The sequence below is a fragment of the Flavobacterium hercynium genome (assembly GCF_002217285.1).
In the GTDB taxonomy this organism is placed as follows: domain Bacteria; phylum Bacteroidota; class Bacteroidia; order Flavobacteriales; family Flavobacteriaceae; genus Flavobacterium; species Flavobacterium hercynium.
This window is the reverse complement of the sequence record NZ_MUGW01000032.1, coordinates 1-23,316: the sequence shown is the minus strand read 5'-3', so window position 1 is coordinate 23,316 and position 23,316 is coordinate 1. Positions and strand designations below refer to the sequence as shown.

At 34.5% G+C, this 23,316-nt stretch carries 19 protein-coding genes and 1 tRNA gene; 11 read left to right on the top strand and 9 right to left on the bottom strand.

Annotation, left to right across the window (positions count from 1 at the left end):
• Nucleotides 1-89 precede the first annotated feature (89 nt).
• Together B0A66_RS15285 and B0A66_RS15280 are read right to left on the bottom strand one after the other, a co-directional pair.
• Nucleotides 90-2,153 (bottom strand): M1 family metallopeptidase, encoded by a 2,064-nt coding sequence (locus B0A66_RS15285; protein ID WP_089050725.1) that lies wholly within the window; start codon nt 2,151-2,153, stop codon nt 90-92.
• Between the two features lie 6 nt (nt 2,154-2,159).
• Nucleotides 2,160-2,891, bottom strand: coding sequence for a transposase (locus tag B0A66_RS15280; RefSeq protein ID WP_089050724.1), 732 nt, complete (start codon nt 2,889-2,891; stop codon nt 2,160-2,162).
• Between the two features lie 88 nt (nt 2,892-2,979).
• Here B0A66_RS15280 and B0A66_RS15275 point away from each other — a divergent pair, with 88 nt between their 5' ends.
• A complete protein-coding gene (locus B0A66_RS15275; protein ID WP_089050826.1) occupies nt 2,980-3,717 on the top strand; it encodes a Dph6-related ATP pyrophosphatase in 738 nt (245 codons plus the stop codon).
• Nucleotides 3,718-4,101 (top strand): peptidase associated/transthyretin-like domain-containing protein, encoded by a 384-nt coding sequence (locus B0A66_RS15270; protein WP_089050723.1) that lies wholly within the window; start codon nt 3,718-3,720, stop codon nt 4,099-4,101.
• 20 nt (nt 4,102-4,121) lie between these two features.
• Here the strand turns inward: B0A66_RS15270 and B0A66_RS15265 are convergent, their stop codons facing one another.
• Together B0A66_RS15265 and B0A66_RS15260 are read right to left on the bottom strand one after the other, a co-directional pair.
• A complete protein-coding gene (locus B0A66_RS15265; protein ID WP_089050722.1) occupies nt 4,122-4,514 on the bottom strand; it encodes a DUF4348 domain-containing protein in 393 nt (130 codons plus the stop codon).
• Nucleotides 4,514-5,056, bottom strand: coding sequence for a DUF1697 domain-containing protein (locus B0A66_RS15260; protein ID WP_089050721.1), 543 nt, complete (start codon nt 5,054-5,056; stop codon nt 4,514-4,516). The genes B0A66_RS15265 and B0A66_RS15260 overlap by 1 nt, the downstream gene beginning before the upstream one ends.
• A gap of 261 nt (nt 5,057-5,317) precedes the next feature.
• On the opposite strand from B0A66_RS15260, the gene recG reads away from it, so the two are divergent.
• The 6 genes from recG (at nt 5,318) to B0A66_RS15230 (ending at nt 15,185) form a co-directional block, all read left to right on the top strand.
• Entirely contained in the window at nt 5,318-7,426 is a 2,109-nt protein-coding gene (gene recG / locus B0A66_RS15255) for an ATP-dependent DNA helicase RecG (RefSeq protein ID WP_089050720.1), read from the top strand.
• 214 nt (nt 7,427-7,640) lie between these two features.
• Entirely contained in the window at nt 7,641-8,699 is a 1,059-nt protein-coding gene (locus B0A66_RS15250) for an efflux RND transporter periplasmic adaptor subunit (RefSeq protein WP_089050719.1), read from the top strand.
• 119 nt (nt 8,700-8,818) lie between these two features.
• Nucleotides 8,819-11,917: an efflux RND transporter permease subunit gene (locus tag B0A66_RS15245; RefSeq protein ID WP_089050718.1), complete on the top strand. Its 3,099-nt coding sequence runs from the start codon at nt 8,819-8,821 to the stop codon at nt 11,915-11,917.
• 65 nt (nt 11,918-11,982) lie between these two features.
• Nucleotides 11,983-13,293, top strand: coding sequence for a TolC family protein (locus B0A66_RS15240; protein ID WP_089050717.1), 1,311 nt, complete (start codon nt 11,983-11,985; stop codon nt 13,291-13,293).
• Nucleotides 13,294-13,323: 30 nt separating this feature from the next.
• A complete protein-coding gene (locus B0A66_RS15235; protein WP_089050716.1) occupies nt 13,324-14,187 on the top strand; it encodes a bestrophin family protein in 864 nt (287 codons plus the stop codon).
• A gap of 74 nt (nt 14,188-14,261) precedes the next feature.
• A complete protein-coding gene (locus B0A66_RS15230) occupies nt 14,262-15,185 on the top strand; it encodes an AraC family transcriptional regulator (RefSeq protein WP_089050825.1) in 924 nt (307 codons plus the stop codon).
• Between the two features lie 250 nt (nt 15,186-15,435).
• Here the strand turns inward: B0A66_RS15230 and B0A66_RS15225 are convergent, their stop codons facing one another.
• Both B0A66_RS15225 and B0A66_RS15220 read right to left on the bottom strand, forming a co-directional pair.
• A complete protein-coding gene (locus B0A66_RS15225; RefSeq protein WP_089050715.1) occupies nt 15,436-15,810 on the bottom strand; it encodes a DUF779 domain-containing protein in 375 nt (124 codons plus the stop codon).
• A gap of 79 nt (nt 15,811-15,889) precedes the next feature.
• Nucleotides 15,890-17,395, bottom strand: coding sequence for an aldehyde dehydrogenase family protein (locus B0A66_RS15220; protein WP_089050714.1), 1,506 nt, complete (start codon nt 17,393-17,395; stop codon nt 15,890-15,892).
• Between the two features lie 275 nt (nt 17,396-17,670).
• On the opposite strand from B0A66_RS15220, the gene pheT reads away from it, so the two are divergent.
• Entirely contained in the window at nt 17,671-20,091 is a 2,421-nt protein-coding gene (pheT, locus tag B0A66_RS15215; protein WP_089050713.1) for a phenylalanine--tRNA ligase subunit beta, read from the top strand.
• A gap of 74 nt (nt 20,092-20,165) precedes the next feature.
• On the opposite strand, the gene B0A66_RS15210 is transcribed toward pheT, so the two are convergent.
• Both B0A66_RS15210 and B0A66_RS15205 read right to left on the bottom strand, forming a co-directional pair.
• Nucleotides 20,166-20,939, bottom strand: a complete 774-nt coding sequence (locus B0A66_RS15210) for a hypothetical protein (RefSeq protein ID WP_089050712.1) — start codon at nt 20,937-20,939, stop codon at nt 20,166-20,168.
• 14 nt (nt 20,940-20,953) lie between these two features.
• Nucleotides 20,954-21,466 carry an adenine phosphoribosyltransferase gene (locus B0A66_RS15205; RefSeq protein ID WP_089050711.1) on the bottom strand — a complete coding sequence of 171 codons (513 nt, stop codon included), beginning with the start codon at nt 21,464-21,466 and terminating at the stop codon, nt 20,954-20,956.
• A gap of 115 nt (nt 21,467-21,581) precedes the next feature.
• Between B0A66_RS15205 and B0A66_RS15200 the strand changes: the two genes are divergently transcribed.
• Nucleotides 21,582-21,655, top strand: a tRNA-Arg gene (locus B0A66_RS15200).
• Here B0A66_RS15200 and B0A66_RS15195 read toward each other — a convergent pair.
• Nucleotides 21,621-22,382: a zinc ribbon domain-containing protein gene (locus B0A66_RS15195; RefSeq protein WP_244283511.1), complete on the bottom strand. Its 762-nt coding sequence runs from the start codon at nt 22,380-22,382 to the stop codon at nt 21,621-21,623. The two genes, B0A66_RS15200 and B0A66_RS15195, sit on opposite strands and share 35 nt — an antisense overlap.
• Before the next feature lie 126 nt (nt 22,383-22,508).
• Between B0A66_RS15195 and B0A66_RS15190 the strand changes: the two genes are divergently transcribed.
• Nucleotides 22,509-23,090, top strand: coding sequence for a Crp/Fnr family transcriptional regulator (locus tag B0A66_RS15190; protein WP_089050710.1), 582 nt, complete (start codon nt 22,509-22,511; stop codon nt 23,088-23,090).
• Nucleotides 23,091-23,316 lie beyond the last annotated feature (226 nt).

Sequence of the window (23,316 nt, the reverse complement as noted above, 5' to 3'; positions counted from 1 at the left end):
CTACTCTTGTTTATTATCTGTTCTTAAACTATCAATAACAAACAATAAACCAACAACCATCAACTAAAAACCACCAACCAAAAAACCATCTACTCCTTCAACAAGCGGTTTAACTGAAACTGTTCTTCGGGTGTCAAATTAGGCAAAATTCTCTCAAAGGAAGCACGTATTTCGGAATTTTTTAATAAAAAACGAATAGAATCTCTACCAAATTTAGAAAACTGCCACATGTGATGTGTTGTAGAATTAACTAAGTTACTCAAAATCTGATCGTTGATAATTTTAAAAGCGATCAGTTTTTCAAGTGCATTTTGTCTCGTACCAGCTTCGTATTTAGTTGATGTAAAATCGACTAATTCCGCCGCAAAAACTTCCGGATTAGCCGTATAATTGGGAGTTGACAAAGCTAAACTAAGCCACATCGTACGAAGATTATAATCATTGAAACCAATCCAATCCTTTGACAAATCTAAATATCGTTTTTGATGCTCCGGAAAATTTTTCCATAATCGGTACAAAGCGATCTCCTGCGTTTGATACGATTTATCAGTTAGTAAGCTTTCATAGTCAATTCTGAAATCCTCTGGTATTGTTGTCAAAGTTCCGGCAACAGCCTGACGTACCTGCCAGTTATCTGATTTTAAAGCAGCTTGTAAAATGACTTTCTTACCTTCGTATTTTTCAGTTTCTATTTGCTTTACAATCGCTTCTTTTATACTGTAATGAACATTTGAATTTAAAGTATTCAATAAAAAATCTACTTTTTCAGCTAATGATGTTTTCTTCAATTTATCAACCTCTAAACGAATCTGAATAGCTTTATTTTTACTCAATAAAGCATTAGCCGTTGGCGTATCGAAAGCTACAGATTCAAGCCAGGTTTTTTGGAAAGAATTTAAATCAAAGTCGGATACTTTTTTTATTTCATCAAAGAAATTCTGCGTGTTTACGTTTTGGTAGGCATATTTCTTCAAATAACTTTTAATTGCTTTTTTAAAGGCTTTATCTCCTATCGATTCATGCAGTACAAAAAGTGCCCAAGCTCCTTTTTCATAAAACGTCAATGAACTCGCTTTTCCGTTCAAAACCGGAATTAAATCCGTTCGGGAAGCAAATTTTAACTGTTGCGCTGTTTCATATAATTTGGCATAAAAATAATCATCGCCATAAATATCACGTTCCGCCAACAAAGCATAATAGGTCGCAAATCCTTCCTGAAGCCAATGATGCGTACTGCTTTCTGCCGTAATCAAATCACCAAACCAATGGTGCGCCAATTCATGAGCATCAACATTGGTATAACTTCTATCTTCAAAACCAATAGAATCAACTACATAACGTGTCGTGAAAAGTGTTGAAGTCGTATTTTCCATTCCGCCATACAAAAAATCACGAACAGGAATTTGTCTGTAAATATCCCAAGGGTATTTCACACCAATTTCTTTTTCCAAAAAGTCAAAAATACGCTTAGAGTAACGATACGTCGGTTCAAATCGCTCCGAATCTTTTGCTTCTAAATAATATTCAAGCGGAATTTTAGATTTAGCCTTTGCTTCTTTTTTATCAAATTTTCCAATAGCGAGCATGAGTAGATAAGAACTCATAGGTTTCGTCATTTTGTATTGCCAATAGAACTGATTATTATTTTCGGTTTTATTTTCCAGAACTCCATTCGCAACCACTTTATAATCTTTATCAAAGGTAATTCCTAAATTGAATATTACTTTTTCGTTTACATCATCAAAACTAGGAAACCAATTACTGGTGTATCTTCCCTGCCCTTGCGTCCAGATTTGAACTTCAGCATTTTCTATAGTAATAAAGTACAAAGCTTGTTTCGGCTTTACGAAGTATTCAAAAGATAATTTATGATTTTCTCCTTTTTGAAAATTAGATACAATTTGTAATTCTTTAGCTGTATTTACAAAAACAACTTCTTTATCATCAATCTTAACTTTAGAAAACTCCATGTTTTTTGCATCAAGCTTAATCGTATCAATCGCTTGCAAAACATCAAATTGATAATTAACTATCCCTGAAACTGATTTCTCAGCCGGATTTAACTTCAATTGTCCGTTAACCGATTTAAAATCTACAAACTGAGTTTGTTGCGCAAAAACAAAACTGGTAATAAAAAGAAAAATGTATTTCATGGAGAATTAAAGTTTCATAGAATCCTTTTCCCAAGATCTTGGGTTGGTTTTTATATAATTATAAATAATTTCAAATCTTTCGTAATTACGAACGATATGATCGTAATAATTGGATTGCCATATCGAAACAGATCCATTAATTTGTTTTGTTGTAACCGATTTAAACAAAGCGACAAATGACGATATTGAATTTGTTTTTCGAGATAATTGAAATCCCAATTTATTTTCATTTTTATTCACATTCACGTGTTTATTATCATACATATTCACGCAATCATTCACATGGTTATTCCGTAGAGACGCATTGCAATGCGTCTCCGCAACGTATTTTTCGTTATTATTATCAATATTCGTTGTCGATTTGACGAACGCAGACGCACAATGTGTAGACGTGTATGGTGGAGACGCACTGCTGTGCGTCTCTACCGCAGATTCGTTGTCGACAAATTGTGCGTTGACAATTTGCGGTTCCATAATTTCGATTAATAAATGTACATGATTCGGCATAACGATCCAATTATGGAAAAACCAATTTTTACGAATTTTTATCGATTTCAATAATTCATTTTCTACAATTTGACCATTCTCATTTAAAATCATTTTATCCTCTTCAATAGATCCAAACAGGCATTCTCTACTTTTGGTAACAATTGTAATGAAATAAATTGCTGCACTGGAATAATCCCAATTTTTCAATCTATTGGAATCTATTTTAAACTTATCTTTATATAATGTCATTTTTTGGCGTGTAAAATCCCAAAGTTACAAAGGTTTCGTTAACAAATCGAATGAAATTTGTAAGTTTACAGTAGAAAATTACAATACATTGTCACTACCTAAAAAAGCCATATTCAACTGGAGCAGCGGAAAAGATTCTGCTTTGGCGTTGTACAAAACACTTCAAAACGAGAAATATCAAATCGAATATTTGCTAACGAGTGTAAATGAACAATTTCAGCGTATTTCGATGCATGGCGTTCGTGTGGCATTGTTACAAGCACAAGCGGAAAGTATTGGTTTACCTCTTAAAATCATGCAGATTCCCGAAATGCCTACGATGGAAGCTTACGAAACGGTTATGAAAGTTACATTAAGTGAGCTAAAATCCGAAAGCATTACACATTCGATTTTTGGAGATATTTTTCTGGAAGATTTACGACAATACAGAGAATCTCAATTGGCAAAAATGGGTTTTGAGGGCGTTTTTCCACTTTGGAAAATTCCAACCCAGGATTTGATCAATGAATTTATTGCATTAGGCTTTAAGACAATTGTAGTTTGTGTAAACGAACAATATTTAGACAAAAGTTTCGTCGGACGCATCATTGATGAAGATTTTATAAAAGATTTACCTAAAAATGTCGATGTTTGTGGAGAAAATGGAGAATTTCATACGTTTACTTTTGACGGACCCATTTTTTCAAAACCTGTCACGTTCGAAATTGGCGAAGTTATTTATCGCAAATATGAAAAACCTAAAAACCAAAATCCGTCAAATACTGCCTGCGATACTAATGCAGATGATCCTTATGATTATGGATTTTATTATATTGATTTAATTTAAATGAGAAAATTATTGATTCTTACCGCAATACTAACTTTTACAATGCTTTTTCAGAGTTGCTTAGTTAGCCGATGCAAACGCCCTCAAATTGTTGGCTATATTTACGATTCTATCACCCGACAACCTATTACTAATTGTAACGTAGGCGAAAATCTAACAGATCAAAAAGGTTATTTTGAATTGAAAGAGCTTCGGTATTCGCAGTTTACTTTTATTGGTTATGAAGCTCCAACATTATTAGTCAATGAAGCTGTTCAGAAAGAAGGATATGAAACAAAATCCATATCGCTATTTAATCCGCACGGAGGCGGGCATAAAAAAGGCGCCAAACATGACGCCGATACTATTTTCCTAAAGAAAACACCAATTATTCCAATTAAATAGTGTACTAAATATTAAGAATACTATGTTGATTCATCTATCCATGTTTTTAGAAACCACAAACCTTTGCGCTTTTCAAAAACGTAGTCAATAAAAATTCCATTGTCTTTCCCTCTTTGCTGAATGGTAACGGTATTGTTTTTAGTAACCGTATTTTGTTTATAAGAAGTTCCTTGAGCGTTTAGTTTTAAAGTTTTGTATTTTTCTTTAGTAATAGTAAAATCAACTAATTCAAAATCATCATTGTTCATTTTTACAGCAAGAGGAAAAACTACTCTACTCATTTGAAAGTTTTTATCTTCATTAAACTTTTTAAAGAAAGTAGTGAACGTTTCTTCTGCATTAGCAGACTTGGCTTGAGCATTTATGCAATGACTTGTAATAATCAAAGCTACAATTAAGGCGATTTTTTTCATTATTCGTTATACATGGTTAATAAATTCGTGATGGTATTCCAGTTTCGCATAGTTGAGACAACGTTTAGTTTTTTCTCAATGTATTTTTGATCAAATCTTGTTTTCCCAGCTCCAACAGCATACTTAACAAATATTCTATTTTCATCAATACTTACTTCATCGGGCTTAAACTGACTGATTTTTAAATCATTTATGTTTTCACTTTTTAAAATAACAGAAACAAAAGCGACATAGAGCTTTTTGGTATCAATGTCCTTTTCTTTTAAAAACGGATTGTTTTTAAAGCACAATTCAAGGTCTTCTTTTGTAATGACAATTGTAGGTACTTCGTGTCCGAAAACTTTAAAAATTTCCTGTTTAATCATAAATCCCACTTTTGAAGCACTTTCTTCCTCAGTATCAACAAAGACATTTCCGGATTGCAAGTAAGTGCGAACATTTTGAAAACCAATACTTTCCAGCATCGTTTTCAAAGCATCCATTTTCATCATATTGTGACCTGAAACGTTAATGCCTCTTAGAAGTACTAAATGTGTTATCATTTTGAAATTATAATAGAATTAGTAAAGAAAAGCTCTTTATTATGTCACAAACTTACAGCTTTTTTTTATTTCATTATTTCGACAGAATAATAAATAAGTACTATTTAATGATACAATTACCAACTTAAAAGAATTTCAAAACCAATCCATTTTTAAAATTCCTAATTAAAATCTATCTTCGCTTTTATTAAAAAAAAAGATAATAGAACATGGATTACAGCAAAAAATCCAAAATCTAAAGTCTAAAATCTAGAATTATAAATGTCTAATAATCTCCTTGAAACTCCAATTGAATACCTGAAAGGCGTTGGTCCTAGTCGCGGGCAATTGTTGCGTAAAGAATTGGGGATTCATAAATATGCGGATTTAATCAATTTTTTTCCAAATAGATACATTGACAGAACCCGTTATTATAAAATCAATGAACTGCAAAACACAGGTGCCGAAGTTCAGATTATTGGAAAAATAATTAATATAAAAACAGTTGAATTTGCCAAGAACAAAAAGCGTTTAGTTGCCACTTTTGTTGATGATACCGGGCAAATTGATCTTAATTGGTTTCAAGGTCACAAATGGATTCGCGAGAGTTTAAAACTTAATGAAGTCTGTGTTATTTTTGGAAAATGTTCTTTGTACGGAAGTCAATTTAGTATGGCGCATCCGGAGATCGAACTTTGGACAGAACATGAAAAAAGCCTTCGCTCTGCCATGCAGCCTGTTTATCCGTCTACAGAAACCTTAGCCAATCGTGGCATTTCAAACAGAACGATAAACAAACTGATGGAGCAATTGTTTATCGAAACTCAGGTTTTGTTTTCTGAAACTTTCCCTCCTTATTTAGTTGAGGAACTGAAACTAATCTCCAAAAAAGCTGCTTTATTCAACATTCATTTTCCTAAAAGTACCGATGCTTTAGCGAAAGCACAATTCCGTTTGAAATTTGAAGAATTGTTTTTCATTCAGCTTCAGCTTATTACTAAGAATTTAATTCGGAAACATAAAATAAAAGGACATCCGTTTACTAAAGTAGGTGAATTTTTCAATGAGTTTTACCAGAATCATTTGCCCTTTAACTTAACGAATGCACAAAAAAGAGTGATCAAAGAGATTCGCTCTGATATGGGAAGCAATGCACAAATGAACCGATTGTTGCAGGGAGATGTTGGATCCGGAAAAACAATTGTTGCCTTTATGAGCATGCTTTTGGCAATTGACAATGGTTTTCAGGCTTGTCTGATGGCACCAACAGAAATCTTAGCCAATCAGCATTTCATTGGTTTGTCTGAATTGGCTCAGACCATGAACATCAATGTAAAAATACTAACCGGTTCTACTAAAACAGCCGCGAGAAGAATACTTCATGAAGAACTGGAAGAAGGTAGTCTACAAATTTTAATCGGTACACATGCTTTGCTCGAAGACAAAGTAAAATTTAAGAATCTGGGATTAGCCGTAATTGACGAGCAACATCGTTTTGGTGTTGAGCAACGTTCTAAATTATGGAAGAAAAACGAAATTCCGCCCCACGTTTTAGTCATGACCGCCACTCCTATTCCGAGAACGCTGGCAATGAGTTTATACGGCGATTTGGATATTTCTGTTATTGATGAATTGCCCCCTGGACGTAAACCCATTCAGACCGTTCATCGCTTTGACAGCAATCGTTTGAAGGTTTGGAAATTTTTAAGAGATGAAATTGCCCTTGGCAGACAAATATATATTGTATATCCACTGATTCAGGAATCTGAAAAAATGGATTACAAAGATCTTATGGACGGTTACGAAAGTATTTCACGTGATTTTCCATTACCACAATATTCGATTTCTATTCTGCACGGAAAAATGAAACCTGCTGATAAAGATGCGGAAATGAAACGCTTTTCAGAAGGGAAAACCAATATCATGGTCGCAACTACCGTAATTGAGGTTGGTGTAAACGTGCCCAATGCGAGTGTAATGATTATAGAAAGTGCAGAACGTTTTGGTTTATCACAATTGCACCAGTTACGTGGACGTGTAGGTCGTGGCGCTGAGCAGAGTTATTGTATTTTAATGACCAGCCATAAACTAAGCGAGGATAGTAAAACCAGAATGGAAACGATGGTAAAAACGAATGATGGTTTTGAAATCGCCGAAGTAGATTTAAAACTTCGTGGTCCCGGCGACTTAATGGGAACACAACAAAGCGGTGTTTTGAATCTTCAAATTGCTGATATTGTCCGGGATCGTGATATTTTGGGTTTAGCCCGAAATTATGCTATGAAAATCTTAAAAGAAGATGCTCCCCTGCAAAAACCGGAACACGCTATACTGAAAGCTGTATTTATTGAGCTGACAAAGAAGAAAAACATCTGGAATTACATCAGCTAAAATTAATTTTTGTTAAAAAATCAACTTCAAATTAAACCTTTTCTTAAAAAGCATGTCTAACTGTAAATTTTACAGAAATAACCGTTAAAAGACGTATAAATTTAACGTTGCGCAAGTGTTAAATAAAAGCTAACATCGTTTGATATCGAATCAAAAAGTTAATTTTGTGAGCTTGCTAATACAGTACCAAAAACATAATATTTACCTCTATTTTATGAAAATAAAAAATCTGATTTACGCCCTACTAATTCTTGGCTTTGGAAGCTTTATCGCGTACCGAGTTGTAACGAATAAAAATAAAAAAGAAGACTCTAAAAAAACAGGCGGCAAAGATACTCCAACAGCTGTAACAGGAATTGTGGTTAAAACAGCCACTTTTGATAACAATTTATCTTTATCCGGATCAATTGAAGCCAATGAGCAAATAGAAATTCGTAGTGAAATCTCCGGAATTGTAGAAGGTATTTATTTCAATGAAGGTAATAATGTTAGTAAAGGTCAGGTACTTTTCAAAATAAATCATCTTGAACTGCAAGCGCAATTAAAACAGGCAATCACCAAAGAAGGTTTAGCTGCCGAAAATCTTAGAAGAGCCAAATTATTATTAGAAAAGGAAGCTATTAGTCAGGAAGAATTAGATATTTCTATAGCTGACCATGCCTCAATGCAAGCTCAGACACAATTAATAAAAGCTCAAATTGCAAAAGCTACAGTTCGTGCACCATTTTCAGGAAAAATAGGATTACGTTCTATTTCAACAGGAACCTATATTACACCCGCTATATTGGTGGCAAAATTAGTGAATACTGGAAAACTAAAAATTACTTTTTCAATTCCGGAAAAATATGCTTCGCAGGTAACATCAGGTTCAAGTATAGAATTTACTGTTTCAGGATCGACTAAAGTCTATACTGCAAAAATCTACGCTGTTGAACCGGAAGTTGCGGTAGCAACCCGTACACTGCAAATTCGTGCGATTACAGATAATGTAGATGGGAAACTTTTCCCGGGTACTTTTGCAGATGTAAAACTTCCGTTGAATATTATCAAAGATGCAATTGTAATTCCTTCTGAAGCTATTATTCCTGTTCAAAGTGGTAAAAAAGTATATATCGCTAACAACGGAAAGGCTAAAGAAGTAATGGTGCAGGCAACAACAAGAACAGATGCTTCTATTTTGATTTTAGAAGGCTTAAAAGCTGGTGACACTTTAATTACAAGCGGTGTAATGTCACTAAAAAATGAAGCTCCGATAAAAGTTAATGTTAAGTAAGTCTATTAAGTCGAAAGTTGTAAAGTCGAAAGTTTGAAAGTTATATAGAAAGCTGAAAGATTTGAAAAAATCTACAATCTGAAATCTAAACTCTAAAATCATAAATCTAAAATCAAAAAATGAGTTTATCAACCACAAGTATCAGGAGACCTGTTTTAACCATTGTACTGAATCTATTGATTATTTTATTCGGTTTCATTGGTTATACTTTTCTGGGTGTTAGGGAATTCCCTTCTATTGACCCGGCACAGGTTTCTATCAGAACGAATTATACAGGAGCGAACTCCGATATTATTGAATCTCAGATTACAGAACCGCTCGAGAAAGCCGTAAATGCTATCGATGGTATCCGAAATATAACATCATCCAGTAATCAGGGAAGCAGTAATATTACCATTGAGTTTAATCTGGACAAAGATCTTGAAGAGGCGGCGAATGACGTTCGTGATAAAGTTTCACAGGCGATTAGAAATTTACCACAGGATATCGATGCTCCGCCCGTAGTTTCTAAGGCAGATGCTGATAGTGATGCTATTATTTCGATGACAGTTCAGAGTGATACCCGAAGTTCATTAGAACTAAGTGATTATGCTGAAAACGTAATCTCACAACGTTTAGAAACTATTCCGGGTGTAAGTGGTGTTCAAATTTGGGGACAAAAACGTTACGCAATGCGTTTGTGGATCGATCCTGCAAAACTAGCGGCTTACGGCTGTACGGTAGCCGAAGTACGTACAGCACTGAACTCTCAGAACGTTGAATTACCTTCCGGAAAATTAACCGGAAACAGCACTGAACTTACTGTAAAAACGATTGGAAACCTTTCATCACCGGAAGAATTCAACAATATTATCATTCGTACAGATGGTGATAAGATCGTTCGTTTAAGCGACATTGGAGGTGCAGAACTAGGACCTGAAAATATTGAAACAAAATTAAGCCAGTCTGGTTTACCGATGATTGGTCTGGCAATTGTTCCTATGCCGGGAGCTAATTACCTTGACATTTCATCTGAATTTTATAAAAAATACGAAGCCTTAAAAAAGGATCTTCCTAAAGATATTAAACTTAATATTGCCCTTGACAATACTATTTTCGTAAAAAAATCGGTACTCGAGGTAGCAGAAACACTGGGGATATCGGTAATTCTGGTAATCATCATTATTTATCTATTCTTTAGAGACTGGGCAATTGCTTTCAGACCTTTAATTGATATTCCGGTTTCCCTAATTGCGACATTTTTTATCATGTGGCTTTTTGGATTCTCGATTAACGTATTGACTTTATTGGCAATTGTTCTGGCAACAGGACTCGTCGTCGACGATGGAATTGTAGTTACTGAAAATATTTTTAAGAAAGTTGAAGAAGGAATGTCGCCGATTGAAGCAGCGATAAAAGGTTCTAATGAGATTTTTTATGCCGTAATTTCTATTTCCGTAACCTTAGCAGCAGTATTCTTGCCTGTTATTTTCCTGGAAGGTTTCGTAGGGCGACTCTTTAGGGAATTTGGTGTCGTGATTGGTTCTGCTGTACTTATATCAGCCTTTGTATCATTGACTTTAACACCAATGCTGAACGCCTATTTAATGAAAGGCGGTGAACAGAAAAAATCTAAGTTTTATGTCAAAACAGAGCCTTTCTTTGAAAGATTGAATAGCGGTTACGCAGAATCATTGTCTCGTTTTATAGAGAAAAAATGGCTTAGTTTCCCAATTTTGATTGCTTGTTTTGGATTGATCTACTTATTCTTTACCATTCTGCCAAAAGAAACAGCACCTTACGATGATCGTAGTTCTGTAACCATGCGTATGACAACACCGGAAGGTTCTTCATATGAATACACAGATCGCTTTATGCAGGAAATCTCAAAATTGGTAGACGATTCTATTCCCGAGAAAAAAGTAAGTTTGGTTATCACAGCACCTGGCTTTGGAGCTTCGGCAACTAACTCAGGTTTCATCCGATTGTCTTTGAAAGAATCTGATCAGAGAGAACGTTCTCAAAAAGACATTGCAGATAAATTAACGAAACTAACCAAACAATATCCGGACGTTAAAACATCTGTTATCCAGCAACCTACAATTGCTGTTAACAGACGTGGAGGATTACCAATACAATATATTATTCAGGCGCCAACTTTTGAGAAACTGAGAGAAAAAATTCCGGTTTTCATGAGTGAAGTTGGTAAAAGCGATGTATTCTCGATTACGGATGTGAATCTAAAATTTAATAAACCGGAGATCAACGTAAGTATCGATCGTGAAAAAGCCGAAAGTTTGGGTATTTCAATACTTGATATTGCACAAACGCTACAACTTTCGTTAAGCGGACAGCGTTTTGGTTATTTCATTAAAAACGGAAAACAATATCAGGTAATTGGTCAGTTTGATCAAAAAGACCGTTCTAAACCATTGGATTTGACTTCGATGTTTGTGAAAAACAAAAATGGACAATTAATTCAAATGGATAATGTGGTGCATGTTGAAGAACAAAGTAATCCGCCACAATTGTACCACAACAACCGCTATATGTCAGCAACTGTTTCTGCAGGTTTAGCGCCAGGAAAAAGCATCAGTGATGGTATTGCTGCAATGGATCAGATCAAAGCAAAAGTACTTGACGAAAGTTTTACAACAGATTTAAGTGGAGAATCACGCGATTTTGTGGAAAGTAGTTCTAATACATCATTCGCCTTTGGATTGGCATTGTTATTAATCTTTTTGATTCTTGCGGCTCAGTTCGAAAGTTTTATCGATCCTTTAATTATCATTCTAACGGTTCCAATGGCGGTTGCAGGAGCTTTATTCTCTTTATGGTTATTCAATCAAACGTGGAATATTTTTAGTCAGATTGGTACGGTAATGCTTATTGGTCTGGTAACTAAAAATGGTATTTTGATTGTAGAATTTGCTAATCAGCTACGTGAACAGGGCAAACCGAAATTAGAAGCCATTTTAGAAGCTTCAGAAGCACGTTTACGTCCTATTCTTATGACGAGTTTAGCGATTGCATTAGGAGCTTTACCAATTGCCATGTCGCTTGGAGCGGCTTCTACAAGTAGAATTGGAATGGGAGTTGTTATTGTTGGAGGAACTATTTTTTCTCTTGCCTTAACGTTATTCGTAATTCCAGCCATCTATTTAATGTGGTCTAAAGCCAGAAAACACTATCCTGAGTTTGATCATATTGAAGAATATGAAAGAGAAAGTAATAAATAATTTATTAGCTTAAAATTCAGTAGTAATAAATCAAACTACTGAATTTCAAGCAAAAGAAAATCGATATGAATACTAAAATTTTATTTAGCCCTTTAGTCTTCTTCTTTTTATGTTTTACTAGTGCTCAGGCGCAAGTAACGCTTACTATTGAAGATGCTATGACAATAGCATTAGAGAATAATTTTGAAATTAAAATTGCCAAAAATAACCTTAAGATAAGTGAAACCAATGTAACGTTTGGAAATTCCGGAATGTTGCCAAAAGCTACCGCTTCAATTGTAGACAATAACAGCATTCAAAATTCGTCTCAAATCCGTCAGGATGGTACAGAAACAGCATTGAATAATGCCAAAAACAACAGTTTATCTTACGGTGTAAGTCTGGGATGGACTATTTTTGACGGAATGAAAATGTTTGCACGTCATGATCATTTGCAAGAACTTCAAAAATTAGGTGATGCTGAGTTAAAAAGAATCATTTTAGTAAAAATTGGACAGGTAAATTCAACGTACTACGATCTGGTACAGCAGCAACAAGCTTTATCAGCTTTAGATACCACAATTGTTATTTCTACTCAAAGATTGACTTTGGCACAAAACCGTTTCAGCATTGGAAAAGCTTCTAAATTAGAAGTTTTGAATGCTCAGGTTGATTTAAATTCAGATCAGGTTGCCTTATTAAGACAAAAAGAATTGTACGCCAATACCAAGATTTTAATGAATCAGCATTTGGCACGCGATCCTAAAATTGATTATAAAGTTTTTGATAATGTAACCGTAGACAGTTCTTTAGTTTTAGCCAATCTGCTGGATTTGGCACAAAAGCAAAATCCTGTTTTACAATCGCAGATTATCAATAAAAGAATAGCTGAATTACAGCTTAAGCAAGTACGAGCAGATCGATATCCTGTTGTAACACTTACCTCAGGTTATAATTTTAATGAAAGTCAGTCTAGTTTAGGTTTTACCTCTGAGGCATCGTCACGAGGTTTCAATTATGGATTTAATGCTACGTTAAATATTTTTGACGGTTTCAATCAACACAGAAATGAAAAGGTTGCAAAACTTCAGATCGAAAATACACAAATTGCTATAGAACAGCAAAATATGGTAATTAACACACAATTAAGCACTGCTTTTCAAACCTATCTTACTAATTTAGAATTAATTCAATTGGAAGAAAGTAATGAAGCGATTGCGAAACAAAACCTTGATATTACGCTAGATAAATTCAAAATTGGAACCATTACTACAATCGATTTCAGAACAGCCCAGCTTAATTATGTGAATGCAAAAGTACGTTACAGCAACGCACAATTTCAAGCAAAATTATCTGAAATTGCACTAAAAGAATTAGCAGGAAATATTAATTTTTAGATTAAATTTGTTTCAAAAAAACTAGTTCGAATGATCTCGTACAACACAAAAGATTGGTTTACCTTTATTTTTCATTTTCATAAATCCGATACGGTTAGAAAATTATTACCAATCATGATTGCGATCGGAATTTATTCCGCTGCAATTGGTTATCTTGAAGTAGAACATTTTAAACTGGGTAAAAACGATTACATTCATAATATTCCGATCATGCATGGAATGCTGGGTTTTGTGATTTCGCTTTTGCTGGTTTTTAGAACCAATACCGCTTACGATCGTTGGTGGGAAGGGCGCAAATTATGGGGAGGTCTTGTTAACAGCAGCCGTAATCTTGCTATAAAACTTTCGGCTATACTGAAAGACGAAAACGACAGAAAGTTTTTTAGAAAATACATTCCAACTTATGCAATGGTTTTGCACACGCATCTGCATGATTCAGAAACAGGTTTGATGCTTTTTGAAGATGTTGAACTTGAACTGGATCAGCACAAACACAAGCCAAATCAGCTAATGCGAATTATGTTTGGGAAAATCAATGACTTGTATGACGCCAAGAAAATTACAGGAGACCAGCTCATTATTCTAAATAATGAATTACAATCCTTTACCGATATTTGCGGAGCTTGCGAAAGAATAAAAAATACGCCTATTCCCTACTCGTACAGCGCTTTCATCAAAAAATTCATTTTCTTTTACATCATGACGCTTCCGTTTGGCTATTCTGTAAGTTTAGGCTATCTGGTAGCTCCGGTTGTTGTTTTTATCTTTTATGTTTTAGCGAGTTTAGAGCTTATTGCTGAAGAAATCGAAGACCCTTTTGGAGATGATGAAAACGACCTTCCGACAAAAAAAATAGCGGAAAACATTAAAAAACATGTTGAAGAGCTGATTTAAGAAAACGTTAAAGCTCGTTATTTGTATACATATTTTCATTAAATTTAGATGTTTCACCTACAAATTTAATGGCAATGCAAAATCAACGTGTTTTACTTCATCCTCCTCATTTATCTAATGAAAAATCATTAAAAACACTTGTTGAAAACAGGAGCGTTTATACGCTGAATCATTGCGAATTAAATATTTTTGAAACCTACGAATCCAGTAATCTGGTTCCTTTAAAATTTAATGATTTTGTCGTAACGAGCATGCTTCGGGGTAAAAAAGTGATGCATTTGTTTGATGAACCGGGTTTCGATTATCTTCCAGGAGAAACTGTTGTGATTCCGTCGAATATAGAAATGAAAATAGATTTTCCGGAAGCCAGCAAAAAGAATCCAACACAATGTTTGGCATTAGCCATTGACAAAGCCAAAATAACAGATACCTTAAATTTTCTAAACGAACGTTATCCAAAAGAAGGAAACGATGTTTTCTGGCAATTAAATTATCAGAATTATTTTTTCTACAATAATATCGATCTCGCCACAACCATCAATAAACTGATAAAAGAATGCATGAGTACATCCATCACCAAAGATGCACTTGCTGACCTTACCTTGCAGGAACTATTAGTCCGAATCATTCAGACACAAACCATAAAATCTATAGACGAAGGTATTACCGTTCAAGCTAATAACCCAATTTTTGAAGTAACGGAATTCATTAAATTAAATCTAAAAGAAAACATCAATTTAAAAACACTCAGCGACAAAGCCTGCATGAGTACAACATCTTTCTATCGTTTCTTTAAAAGAGAACTCGGAGTAAGTCCAATTGAGTATGTTTTAAACGAAAAAATCAAGCAAGCCAAAAAACTGCTTCAAAATCCAGGCATTCAAATCAATGAAGTTTGTTATTTATCGGGTTTTGAAGATGCTAATTATTTTATAAGATTATTTAAAAAACATGAAGGCATTACGCCTAAGCAGTATCAGTTGTTGTTTGTTAACTGAGGTTCTGAGGGGCTGAGTTACTAAGGAATTGTGAGTGTGTTTATTCCATAAAGCCTATTTTAAAGTTAGTTAACTCCCGTTTTGTCATTTTTGACAAGATTGTAAACACTTTGGATTTTAATGATACGCTGATGACACAGATTCGCTATGCGAAAACACAGATTAACACGGATTCTCTTCATTCCTTTTTGTCACGTCTAACGAAACCTTTGCACCTCTGAACCTCAGAACCTTTGTCCCTAAAAAAAAATCAATCTATAAAACTCACTGGCTCTAAATCCTTTTCTTCCTCTTCAGTAAAAATGCGGTATTCGATTTGAAATGTCTTTTTTAAAGGTGTTTCCAGAGAAAAACCACCAACTCCAAAAGCGTCAATTACAGTTAGTGTAAAATGAGCATGTTTCCAGTATTCAAACAAATCTTTGTCTACCCAGAATTCTGTGTCTTCAATAGTTCCGATACACACATCTCCCATTCGCTGGTAATAGCCTCCTTTTTCAAAACATTGCGGTTGTGTACCTTCACAGCATCCGCCGGCTTGATAAAACATCAGTTCACCGTGCTTTTCTTTTAGAATTTTTATTAATTCAATTGCTTTATCTGTGGCGTCAATTCTTCTTATCATGATCGTTTTCTTTAAAAAATTAAACTTATAAAAAAAGGTAAGTCAGAAACTTACCTTTTTCGAACATTATAATAACAAATTAAAAGAATCCTAATTTCTTTTTGTCATAAGAAATCAGCATGTTTTTTGTCTGACGGTACTGACCTAACATCATTTTATGGTTCTCACGACCAATTCCGGATTGTTTGTAACCTCCGAATGGTGCTCCTGCCGGATAAGAATGGTATTGATTGATCCAGACACGTCCTGACTGAATCGCTCTTGGAACCTGATAAATTTCGTGTGCATCACGTGTCCAAACTCCTGCTCCTAGACCGTACATGGTGTCGTTAGCAATTTCGATGGCTTCTTCCGTAGTTTTAAAAGTCGTTACAGCCAAAACCGGTCCGAAAATTTCTTCCTGAAAAATACGCATTTTGTTATGTCCTTTAAACAATGTAGGTTTGATGTAATAACCTCCTTCAAGATCACCGCCTAAGTTATTTTGATCACCTCCAGTTAATAATTCAGCACCTTCTTCTTTCCCTAATTTAATATACGACATGATTTTCTCCTTTTGAACCAAAGAGGTCTGCGCACCAATCATAGTCGATTTATCTAATGGATTTCCAGCAATAATAGCTTCCGTTCTTTCAATTACTTTGGCAATAAACTTATCGTAAATATCTTCGTGAATTAACAATCTCGACGGACAAGTACAAATTTCACCTTGATTTAAAGCAAACAATACAGCACCTTCTATTGCTTTATCAAAAAAGTCGTCGTCATGATCTGCTACAGAAGGGAAGAAAATATTTGGTGACTTACCTCCTAATTCTAATGTAACCGGAATAATATTTTCGGTCGCGTATTGCATTACCATACGTCCCGTTGTTGTTGAACCTGTAAAAGCTGCTTTGGCTACTTTTTTATTGGTTACTAATGGGCGACCCAACTCAGCACCAAATCCGTTCACAATATTTAAAACTCCTGCAGGAAGAATATCTCCAATTAATTCCATTAAGACTAAAATGGAAATTGGCGTACTTTCAGCTGGTTTCAAAACAATAGTATTACCTGCTGCTAAAGCAGGAGCAATTTTCCAAACCGCCATTAGAATAGGGAAATTCCACGGAATAATTTGAGCCACAACTCCTAATGGTTCGCTAAGTGCGATAGAAACCGTTTGAGAATCCAGTTCAGCAATCGAGCTTTCCTCTGCACGAATTACACCTGCAAAATATCTGAAATGGTCAATTGCCAATGGAATATCTGCTGCCAAGGTTTCTCTAATAGGTTTTCCATTGTCAATAGTCTCAACAGTAGCAATGTACTCCAGATTATCTTCTATTTTTTGAGCAATTTTGTTTAGCAGAATACTTCTTTCTGTTACAGATGTTTTTCCCCAGGTTTTAAAGGCTTCATAAGCAGCATCAACAGCGAGTTCCAAGTCTTCTTTCCCTGAATGTGCTGCTTTCGTAAATACTTTTCCGTCGATTGGAGAGATTACGTCAAAATACTCTCCTTTTACAGGAGCTGTAAATTTTCCGTTGATATAATTGTCATATTTAGCCTTAAAATCAGGTCTTTTAGCGGTAGTGCTCATAATAGATAGTTTTTTGATTCATTTCAAATTTACCTCCCTATTTCAAAACAGAATAGCACTATTCGTTCATCTAATAGCACAAAAATTGCACATTCATTTTTATAACTAATATTTAATATTAATTTATCAAAATTTTAGCACCAAAAATATAAAAACCTCAGAAACAGTACTTTTTTAGCACATTAAAAACAACTCGAAAAAAGCAAATAATTTCTTTCCTAGTACAACGCGCAATCCTTATATTTGCAACCTTATTTAAGAACAAAAAAGTTAACATGAAAATATCTTACAACTGGTTAAAACAATTTATTAAAACGGACTGGACATCTGAGCAAACTTCAGAATTACTTACAGATTTAGGTTTAGAGGTTGAAGTTGTCGAAAAATATGAATCAGTAAAAGGCGGTTTGGCAGGAGTTGTTGTAGGACACGTACTTACTTGCGAAAAACACCCTGATGCTGACCGATTAAGAATTACAACAGTAGATGTTGGTTTAGAAGCTCCTATACAAATTGTTTGTGGTGCTGCCAATGTAGCTGCCGGACAAAAAGTACCGGTTGCCACCATCGGAACTGTATTATATGATAAAGACGGTGCTGAATTTACAATCAAAAAAGGTAAAATTCGCGGTCAGGAAAGCCACGGAATGATTTGTGCTGAAGACGAATTAGGTTTAGGCAAAAGTCATGACGGAATTATGGTGCTTGACGAAGCATTAGTACCTGGAACACCTGCGGCTGAAGTTTTTCAAATAGCTAATGATGAAGTTTTCGAAATCGGTTTAACGCCGAATCGTGCAGATGCAATGAGTCATTTTGGAACTGCACGTGATTTAAGAGCCGGAATGCTGCAACGTGGTGTAAACGTAGAATTGATTACGCCTGCAGTAAGTAACTTTAGAGTTGACATGCGTACATTAAAAATTGATGTAAGTGTAGAAGAACCTCTTTTAGCTCCTAGATATTGTGGTGTAACGATTTCAGGAATTACGGTTGGAGAATCTCCTAACTGGTTACAAGATCGTTTAAAAGCAATTGGATTAACTCCAAAAAATAATATTGTTGACGTTACTAATTATGTTTTGCATGAATTAGGTCAGCCGCTTCATGCTTTTGATGCTGCAAAAATCAGCGGAAAAGTAATTGTTAAAACACTTCCTGCAGGAACAAAATTCACAACACTGGATGATGTTGAAAGAACCTTACATGCAGAAGATTTAATGATCTGTGACGAAAAAGGTCCGCTTTGTATTGCGGGTGTTTTTGGAGGAAAAAAATCAGGTGTTAGCGACGGAACAACGTCTATCTTTTTAGAAAGTGCTTACTTCGATGCTGTTAGCGTTCGTAAAACAGCAAAGAGACACCAATTAAATACAGATGCTTCTTTTAGATTTGAAAGAGGAATTGATCCTACGATTACAGAATATGCTTTGAAACGTGCTGCTCTTTTGATTCAGGAAGTTGCAGGTGGAAAAATCACATCTGATGTTGTAGAAGTATATCCTAAGAAAATTGAAGATTTCTCTGTTTTATTAAACTTTAGTCATGTTTCTAAAATTATCGGACAGGAAATTCCAAAAGATACGATCAAGAAAATATTAGTTTCTCTTGACATCAAAGTAAACAGTGTTTCTGATTCTGGTTTAGGATTAACGATTCCTGCTTACCGTGTGGATGTACAACGTGAAATTGATGTGATCGAAGAAATTTTAAGAGTTTATGGATACAACAACATTGAATTCTCTAAAAAATTCAATGCGACGGTTTCTAATTCACCAAGAACAGAAGACTATAAAGTACAAAATGTAATAGCATCACAACTAAACTCACAAGGGTTTCATGAAATGATGGCTAACTCTTTGACAACGGCTGCGTATGCTAAGTTATCGACTGCTTTAAAAGAAGAACATAATGTTACGATGTTAAATCCTTTGAGTAGTGATTTAGCAACGATGCGTCAATCGTTGTTGTTTTCTGCACTTGAAGCTATTTCATACAACATCAACAGAAAAAATGCTGATTTAAAATTATTTGAATTCGGAAAATCGTATCATAAATATTTGAACGGTTACGAAGAGCACAAACATTTAACGTTATCATTATCTGGAAACAGAAACAAAGAAAGCTGGACAAATCCTCAAAAATCAACTGATTTCTTTTTACTAAAAGGATATGTTACTGCTATTTTATCACGTTTGGGAATTGAAAAAATTTCGAATGCTCCGGTAAGTTCTGATGTTTTCGCTGAAGGAACTTCTATTTGCTACAACAATGACACCTTGGTTGAAATGGGAGTGGTAAAAAAATCAATTCTAAAACATTTCGGAATCAAACAAGATGTTTATTTTGCTGATTTCAATTGGGATTTAGTATTGAAAATCATCACTGGAAAAATTAAATACACAGAGATTCCAAAATATCCTGAAGTTCGCCGCGATTTAGCCTTGCTAATCGATCAAAACACAACTTACGAGAGTATATACAAATTAGCAAAACAAACAGAGAAATCGCTCTTAAAAGACGTTAATTTGTTTGATGTTTACGAAGGTGAAAAACTTCCACAAGGCAAAAAGTCTTATGCTTTGAGTTTTACTATTCAGGACAGCACAAAAACGCTGACAGATGCTCAAATTGATAAGATTATGACAAAACTGCAACAATCATTCGAAACCGAACTTGGTGCCGTTTTAAGATAAACAATAGCATTCTAAATAAACAAACCCGATCTACTTCAAAATAGATCGGGTTTTATTTTTTATGGAATAAATCTTTACGGAAATTCTATTAGTTTTTCATTTGCTAAATCATACTCGTATAACTTTCTGTCTTCATTATCGATATAAAGCCATTGAACAATACTCGTACGATGCTCAACTTCTGTTGCAATACCTAAAACAATATAATTACGATTCTTTTCCTTGCGTTCTTCTATTGAATAGGTCAAATCTGAATTAGCTTGTATATGCGACTTTACAAGCTCGCGAGTTGAATTGGCCAAATAATATTCTACAACATCATACAAATAATCTTTAAATTCTGTACTATACTCATGTTCACCTGACCAGGTATATTTAAGTTCTTTGGTATATTTTTTTCGAAACAAACTTACCGATCCTTCTTTTATTTTTTTAGCACTGATAAACCATTCGGTATACTCCAGTCTTTCTCCGTCTCCGGCAACAAAAGAACTATCGATTTTCCATTTTACTTCAAATATATCGCCTCTGGTATAATTCATTTCGTCCTGAATGTTAGAGGTCAGACCAATTAGTTTGTTATCCTTTTTAATTACAAAATACGAATAATCTCCTCCAGTATCAAACATCACGAATTCTGCTTCGTCTGTGTATACTTTCTCTAATTCTAATTTTTCGCCGGGACGAAGATCACTTGCCAAACTGTCCAGCAAATTTTGATTACTTGTTTCTTCAATAACAGTTGAGTCTTTCTGAACGGTGTCCTCAACTTTCTTTAAATCTGTTCTTTTCTCTTCTTTACATGAAATTAGTAATGCCAATACTGCCAAACAATAAAGTTTCTTCATTTGCTCTAAATCTATTAGTAGGTTATAGCAGCAAATATAGTATTATCCTTTATTTTTTCTCTTCCGTTTAAGAAAGAAAGTTCCATCAGAAAATTAAATTGTATAATCTCCCCTCCTAGTTCTTTTACCAAAGTTTCCATTGCTTTTGCCGTTCCTCCTGTAGCCAAAACATCGTCATGGATTAAAACGCGTTCTCCTTTTTTTATAGCATCTACATGTATTTCCAATGCATCTGTACCGTATTCTAAATCGTAGGAAGCCGAAATAGTATCAAAAGGTAATTTCTTTGGCTTACGAACAGGAACAAACCCCGCATTCAATCGATCTGCTAATAACATCCCGAAGAAAAAGCCTCGACTTTCTGCTCCTATTACTTTGTCTATTTTTTGACCTTTTAGTGATTCTACTAAAATTTCAAGGCATTTGTGTCTCGCTTCTGGATCATTTAGCAACGGAGTGATATCTTTAAACAAAATTCCTTCTTTCGGAAACCCTTGAATATCACGCACATAATTTTCTAACTGCATTTTTTTTAAATTTTATTTGATTTTACCCTTGTTTATCTCACATTTATCCCTATCTTTGCACCCGCAATAAGCAATCAACAAAGGTATAAAAAAATATCTTATTTGAAATAAAAAAGGCCTCGTGGCGCAACTGAATAGCGCACTTGATTACGGCTCAAGAGGTTACTGGTTTGAATCCAGTCGAGGTCACTACTCGGGACAAAAGAAAAATATCATCTTTTGTCCCGTTTTTTTTTGCTCGTAATCTGTTGTTTACCAAATAGATACAGTTGACCATTTCATTGATTCGAGCGGTTCGGATTTTGTTTTCTTGAAATGTGAAATTTTCGGGAAAAATTAAACCAATTAATTCTCTGCAATCAGCTAAAGTCGCACCATCAAAGGCGTCGCCTAGCTTGATAAGGTTTTCCAATCCGGTCGTCGTTAATTGCTCTATACTGGCTCTGTCGTCCTCTACATTGCCAATGTCTTTTTCCAGCTTACTGATAACTGCATTGTATTCAATTTTCATTAAATTATAATCCTCAGCATCAATTTTCTCGGTAACTAATAAATTTCTTGCCACTGATAGTTTCTTCTCATAAACTGCAATCTGCTCAAGGGACTTCTTTTTTTCACTAGCTATTACTCCAGTATGCTCTCTATAACCTTCAAGCAAGACTGCTGTATACAGTTTCTTTACTTCTGCTAAAGGTTTAAATTTATTTAAATGTTCTTTAAATACTTTATTAGCTACTTCTGAGTTTATTCTCCATTTGCACTCTTTATCACAGTGATAATAGTAATAATATTTGCTTCTTCCTTTGCATTTGCTTCCTGTTAACTTTTGACCGCACTGTGGGCAAAGAAAAAAACCTCGCAAGGGAAAATTCTCTATAGTTTTAACTTTCGGTCTGTATGTCCGTAGTTCAAACAAAAAAATCTCTCAATTTGAGAGGCTTTTGATGCGATATTAACAGGGGCTGGTTTAATTTTATTTAAATATTTATGTACCTTAGCAAGGCTAAAAAATGCTTGAGAAGCATTTTTTATATCCCTTTATATGAAAGCACTTTTAAAACAAAACATTGCTAAACATATTTCTCTTTTAGAAAATGAAATAGAAGATTTTTGCAATTTATTTAAGCAAAAGTTAATCCCTAAAAAAAACTTTTTACTCAGAGAAGGCGAGATTTGTAAATTTGAAGGCTTTGTCACCAAAGGGCTATTTCGTGTCTATCATATCGACAAAAATGGTTTTGAGCAAATACTCTATTTTGCAATTGAAAATTGGTGGATTACCGATATTGACAGTTTTACTGCCGAAACCCCTTCACAACTTTTCATAGAAGCGCTTGAAGACAGCGAAGTGCTTATAATTTCTAAAAAGGATAAAGAGTTTGCCTATGCTAATTTACCTCAAATTGAAAAACTATTTCGAGTAATGACCCAAAAAACGCACGTTGCCCTTCAACGAAGAATGATTGATAATTTGAGTAAAACGGCAGAATCCCGCTATATAGAATTTACAGAAAAATACCCACAGCTTCTCCAGCGCCTTTCTAACATCCAAATAGCTGCCTATTTGGGAATTACCAATGTTTTTCTAAGTAATATTCGAAAGAAAATTGCGGTGAAAAAATAAGATTTCCCTTTATTTATTAAACTAGTTTAATGTTTTGATATCGCATATCGTTTCATCTTTGCAGTGTTAATCTAAAACAGCACAAGAAATGAAACACACTATCTCGACAGTATTTATAACAAGTTTAATTTTATTTAATATGGAATCACAAGCACAGAGTTTCAAAACAATTGAAATTAAAGATTTTAAACTTCAAATTTACAACGCATCAGAAAACAGCTTTGGC

What these genes read in the sequence shown, in the direction of transcription:
- B0A66_RS15190 (WP_089050710.1), top strand. Translation starts at nt 22,509, where the DNA reads ATGAAAGCACTTTTAAAACAAAACATTGCTAAACATATTTCTCTTTTA.
- B0A66_RS15265 (WP_089050722.1), bottom strand. Translation starts at nt 4,514, where the DNA reads ATGAAAAAAATCGCCTTAATTGTAGCTTTGATTATTACAAGTCATTGC.
- B0A66_RS15245 (WP_089050718.1), top strand. Translation starts at nt 8,819, where the DNA reads ATGAGTTTATCAACCACAAGTATCAGGAGACCTGTTTTAACCATTGTA.
- B0A66_RS15210 (WP_089050712.1), bottom strand. Translation starts at nt 20,939, where the DNA reads ATGAAGAAACTTTATTGTTTGGCAGTATTGGCATTACTAATTTCATGT.
- B0A66_RS15235 (WP_089050716.1), top strand. Translation starts at nt 13,324, where the DNA reads ATGATCTCGTACAACACAAAAGATTGGTTTACCTTTATTTTTCATTTT.
- B0A66_RS15225 (WP_089050715.1), bottom strand. Translation starts at nt 15,810, where the DNA reads ATGATAAGAAGAATTGACGCCACAGATAAAGCAATTGAATTAATAAAA.
- B0A66_RS15270 (WP_089050723.1), top strand. Translation starts at nt 3,718, where the DNA reads ATGAGAAAATTATTGATTCTTACCGCAATACTAACTTTTACAATGCTT.
- B0A66_RS15285 (WP_089050725.1), bottom strand. Translation starts at nt 2,153, where the DNA reads ATGAAATACATTTTTCTTTTTATTACCAGTTTTGTTTTTGCGCAACAA.
- recG (WP_089050720.1), top strand. Translation starts at nt 5,318, where the DNA reads ATGTCTAATAATCTCCTTGAAACTCCAATTGAATACCTGAAAGGCGTT.
- B0A66_RS15230 (WP_089050825.1), top strand. Translation starts at nt 14,262, where the DNA reads ATGCAAAATCAACGTGTTTTACTTCATCCTCCTCATTTATCTAATGAA.
- B0A66_RS15240 (WP_089050717.1), top strand. Translation starts at nt 11,983, where the DNA reads ATGAATACTAAAATTTTATTTAGCCCTTTAGTCTTCTTCTTTTTATGT.
- B0A66_RS15250 (WP_089050719.1), top strand. Translation starts at nt 7,641, where the DNA reads ATGAAAATAAAAAATCTGATTTACGCCCTACTAATTCTTGGCTTTGGA.
- B0A66_RS15280 (WP_089050724.1), bottom strand. Translation starts at nt 2,891, where the DNA reads ATGACATTATATAAAGATAAGTTTAAAATAGATTCCAATAGATTGAAA.
- B0A66_RS15205 (WP_089050711.1), bottom strand. Translation starts at nt 21,466, where the DNA reads ATGCAGTTAGAAAATTATGTGCGTGATATTCAAGGGTTTCCGAAAGAA.
- pheT (WP_089050713.1), top strand. Translation starts at nt 17,671, where the DNA reads ATGAAAATATCTTACAACTGGTTAAAACAATTTATTAAAACGGACTGG.
- B0A66_RS15220 (WP_089050714.1), bottom strand. Translation starts at nt 17,395, where the DNA reads ATGAGCACTACCGCTAAAAGACCTGATTTTAAGGCTAAATATGACAAT.
- B0A66_RS15260 (WP_089050721.1), bottom strand. Translation starts at nt 5,056, where the DNA reads ATGATAACACATTTAGTACTTCTAAGAGGCATTAACGTTTCAGGTCAC.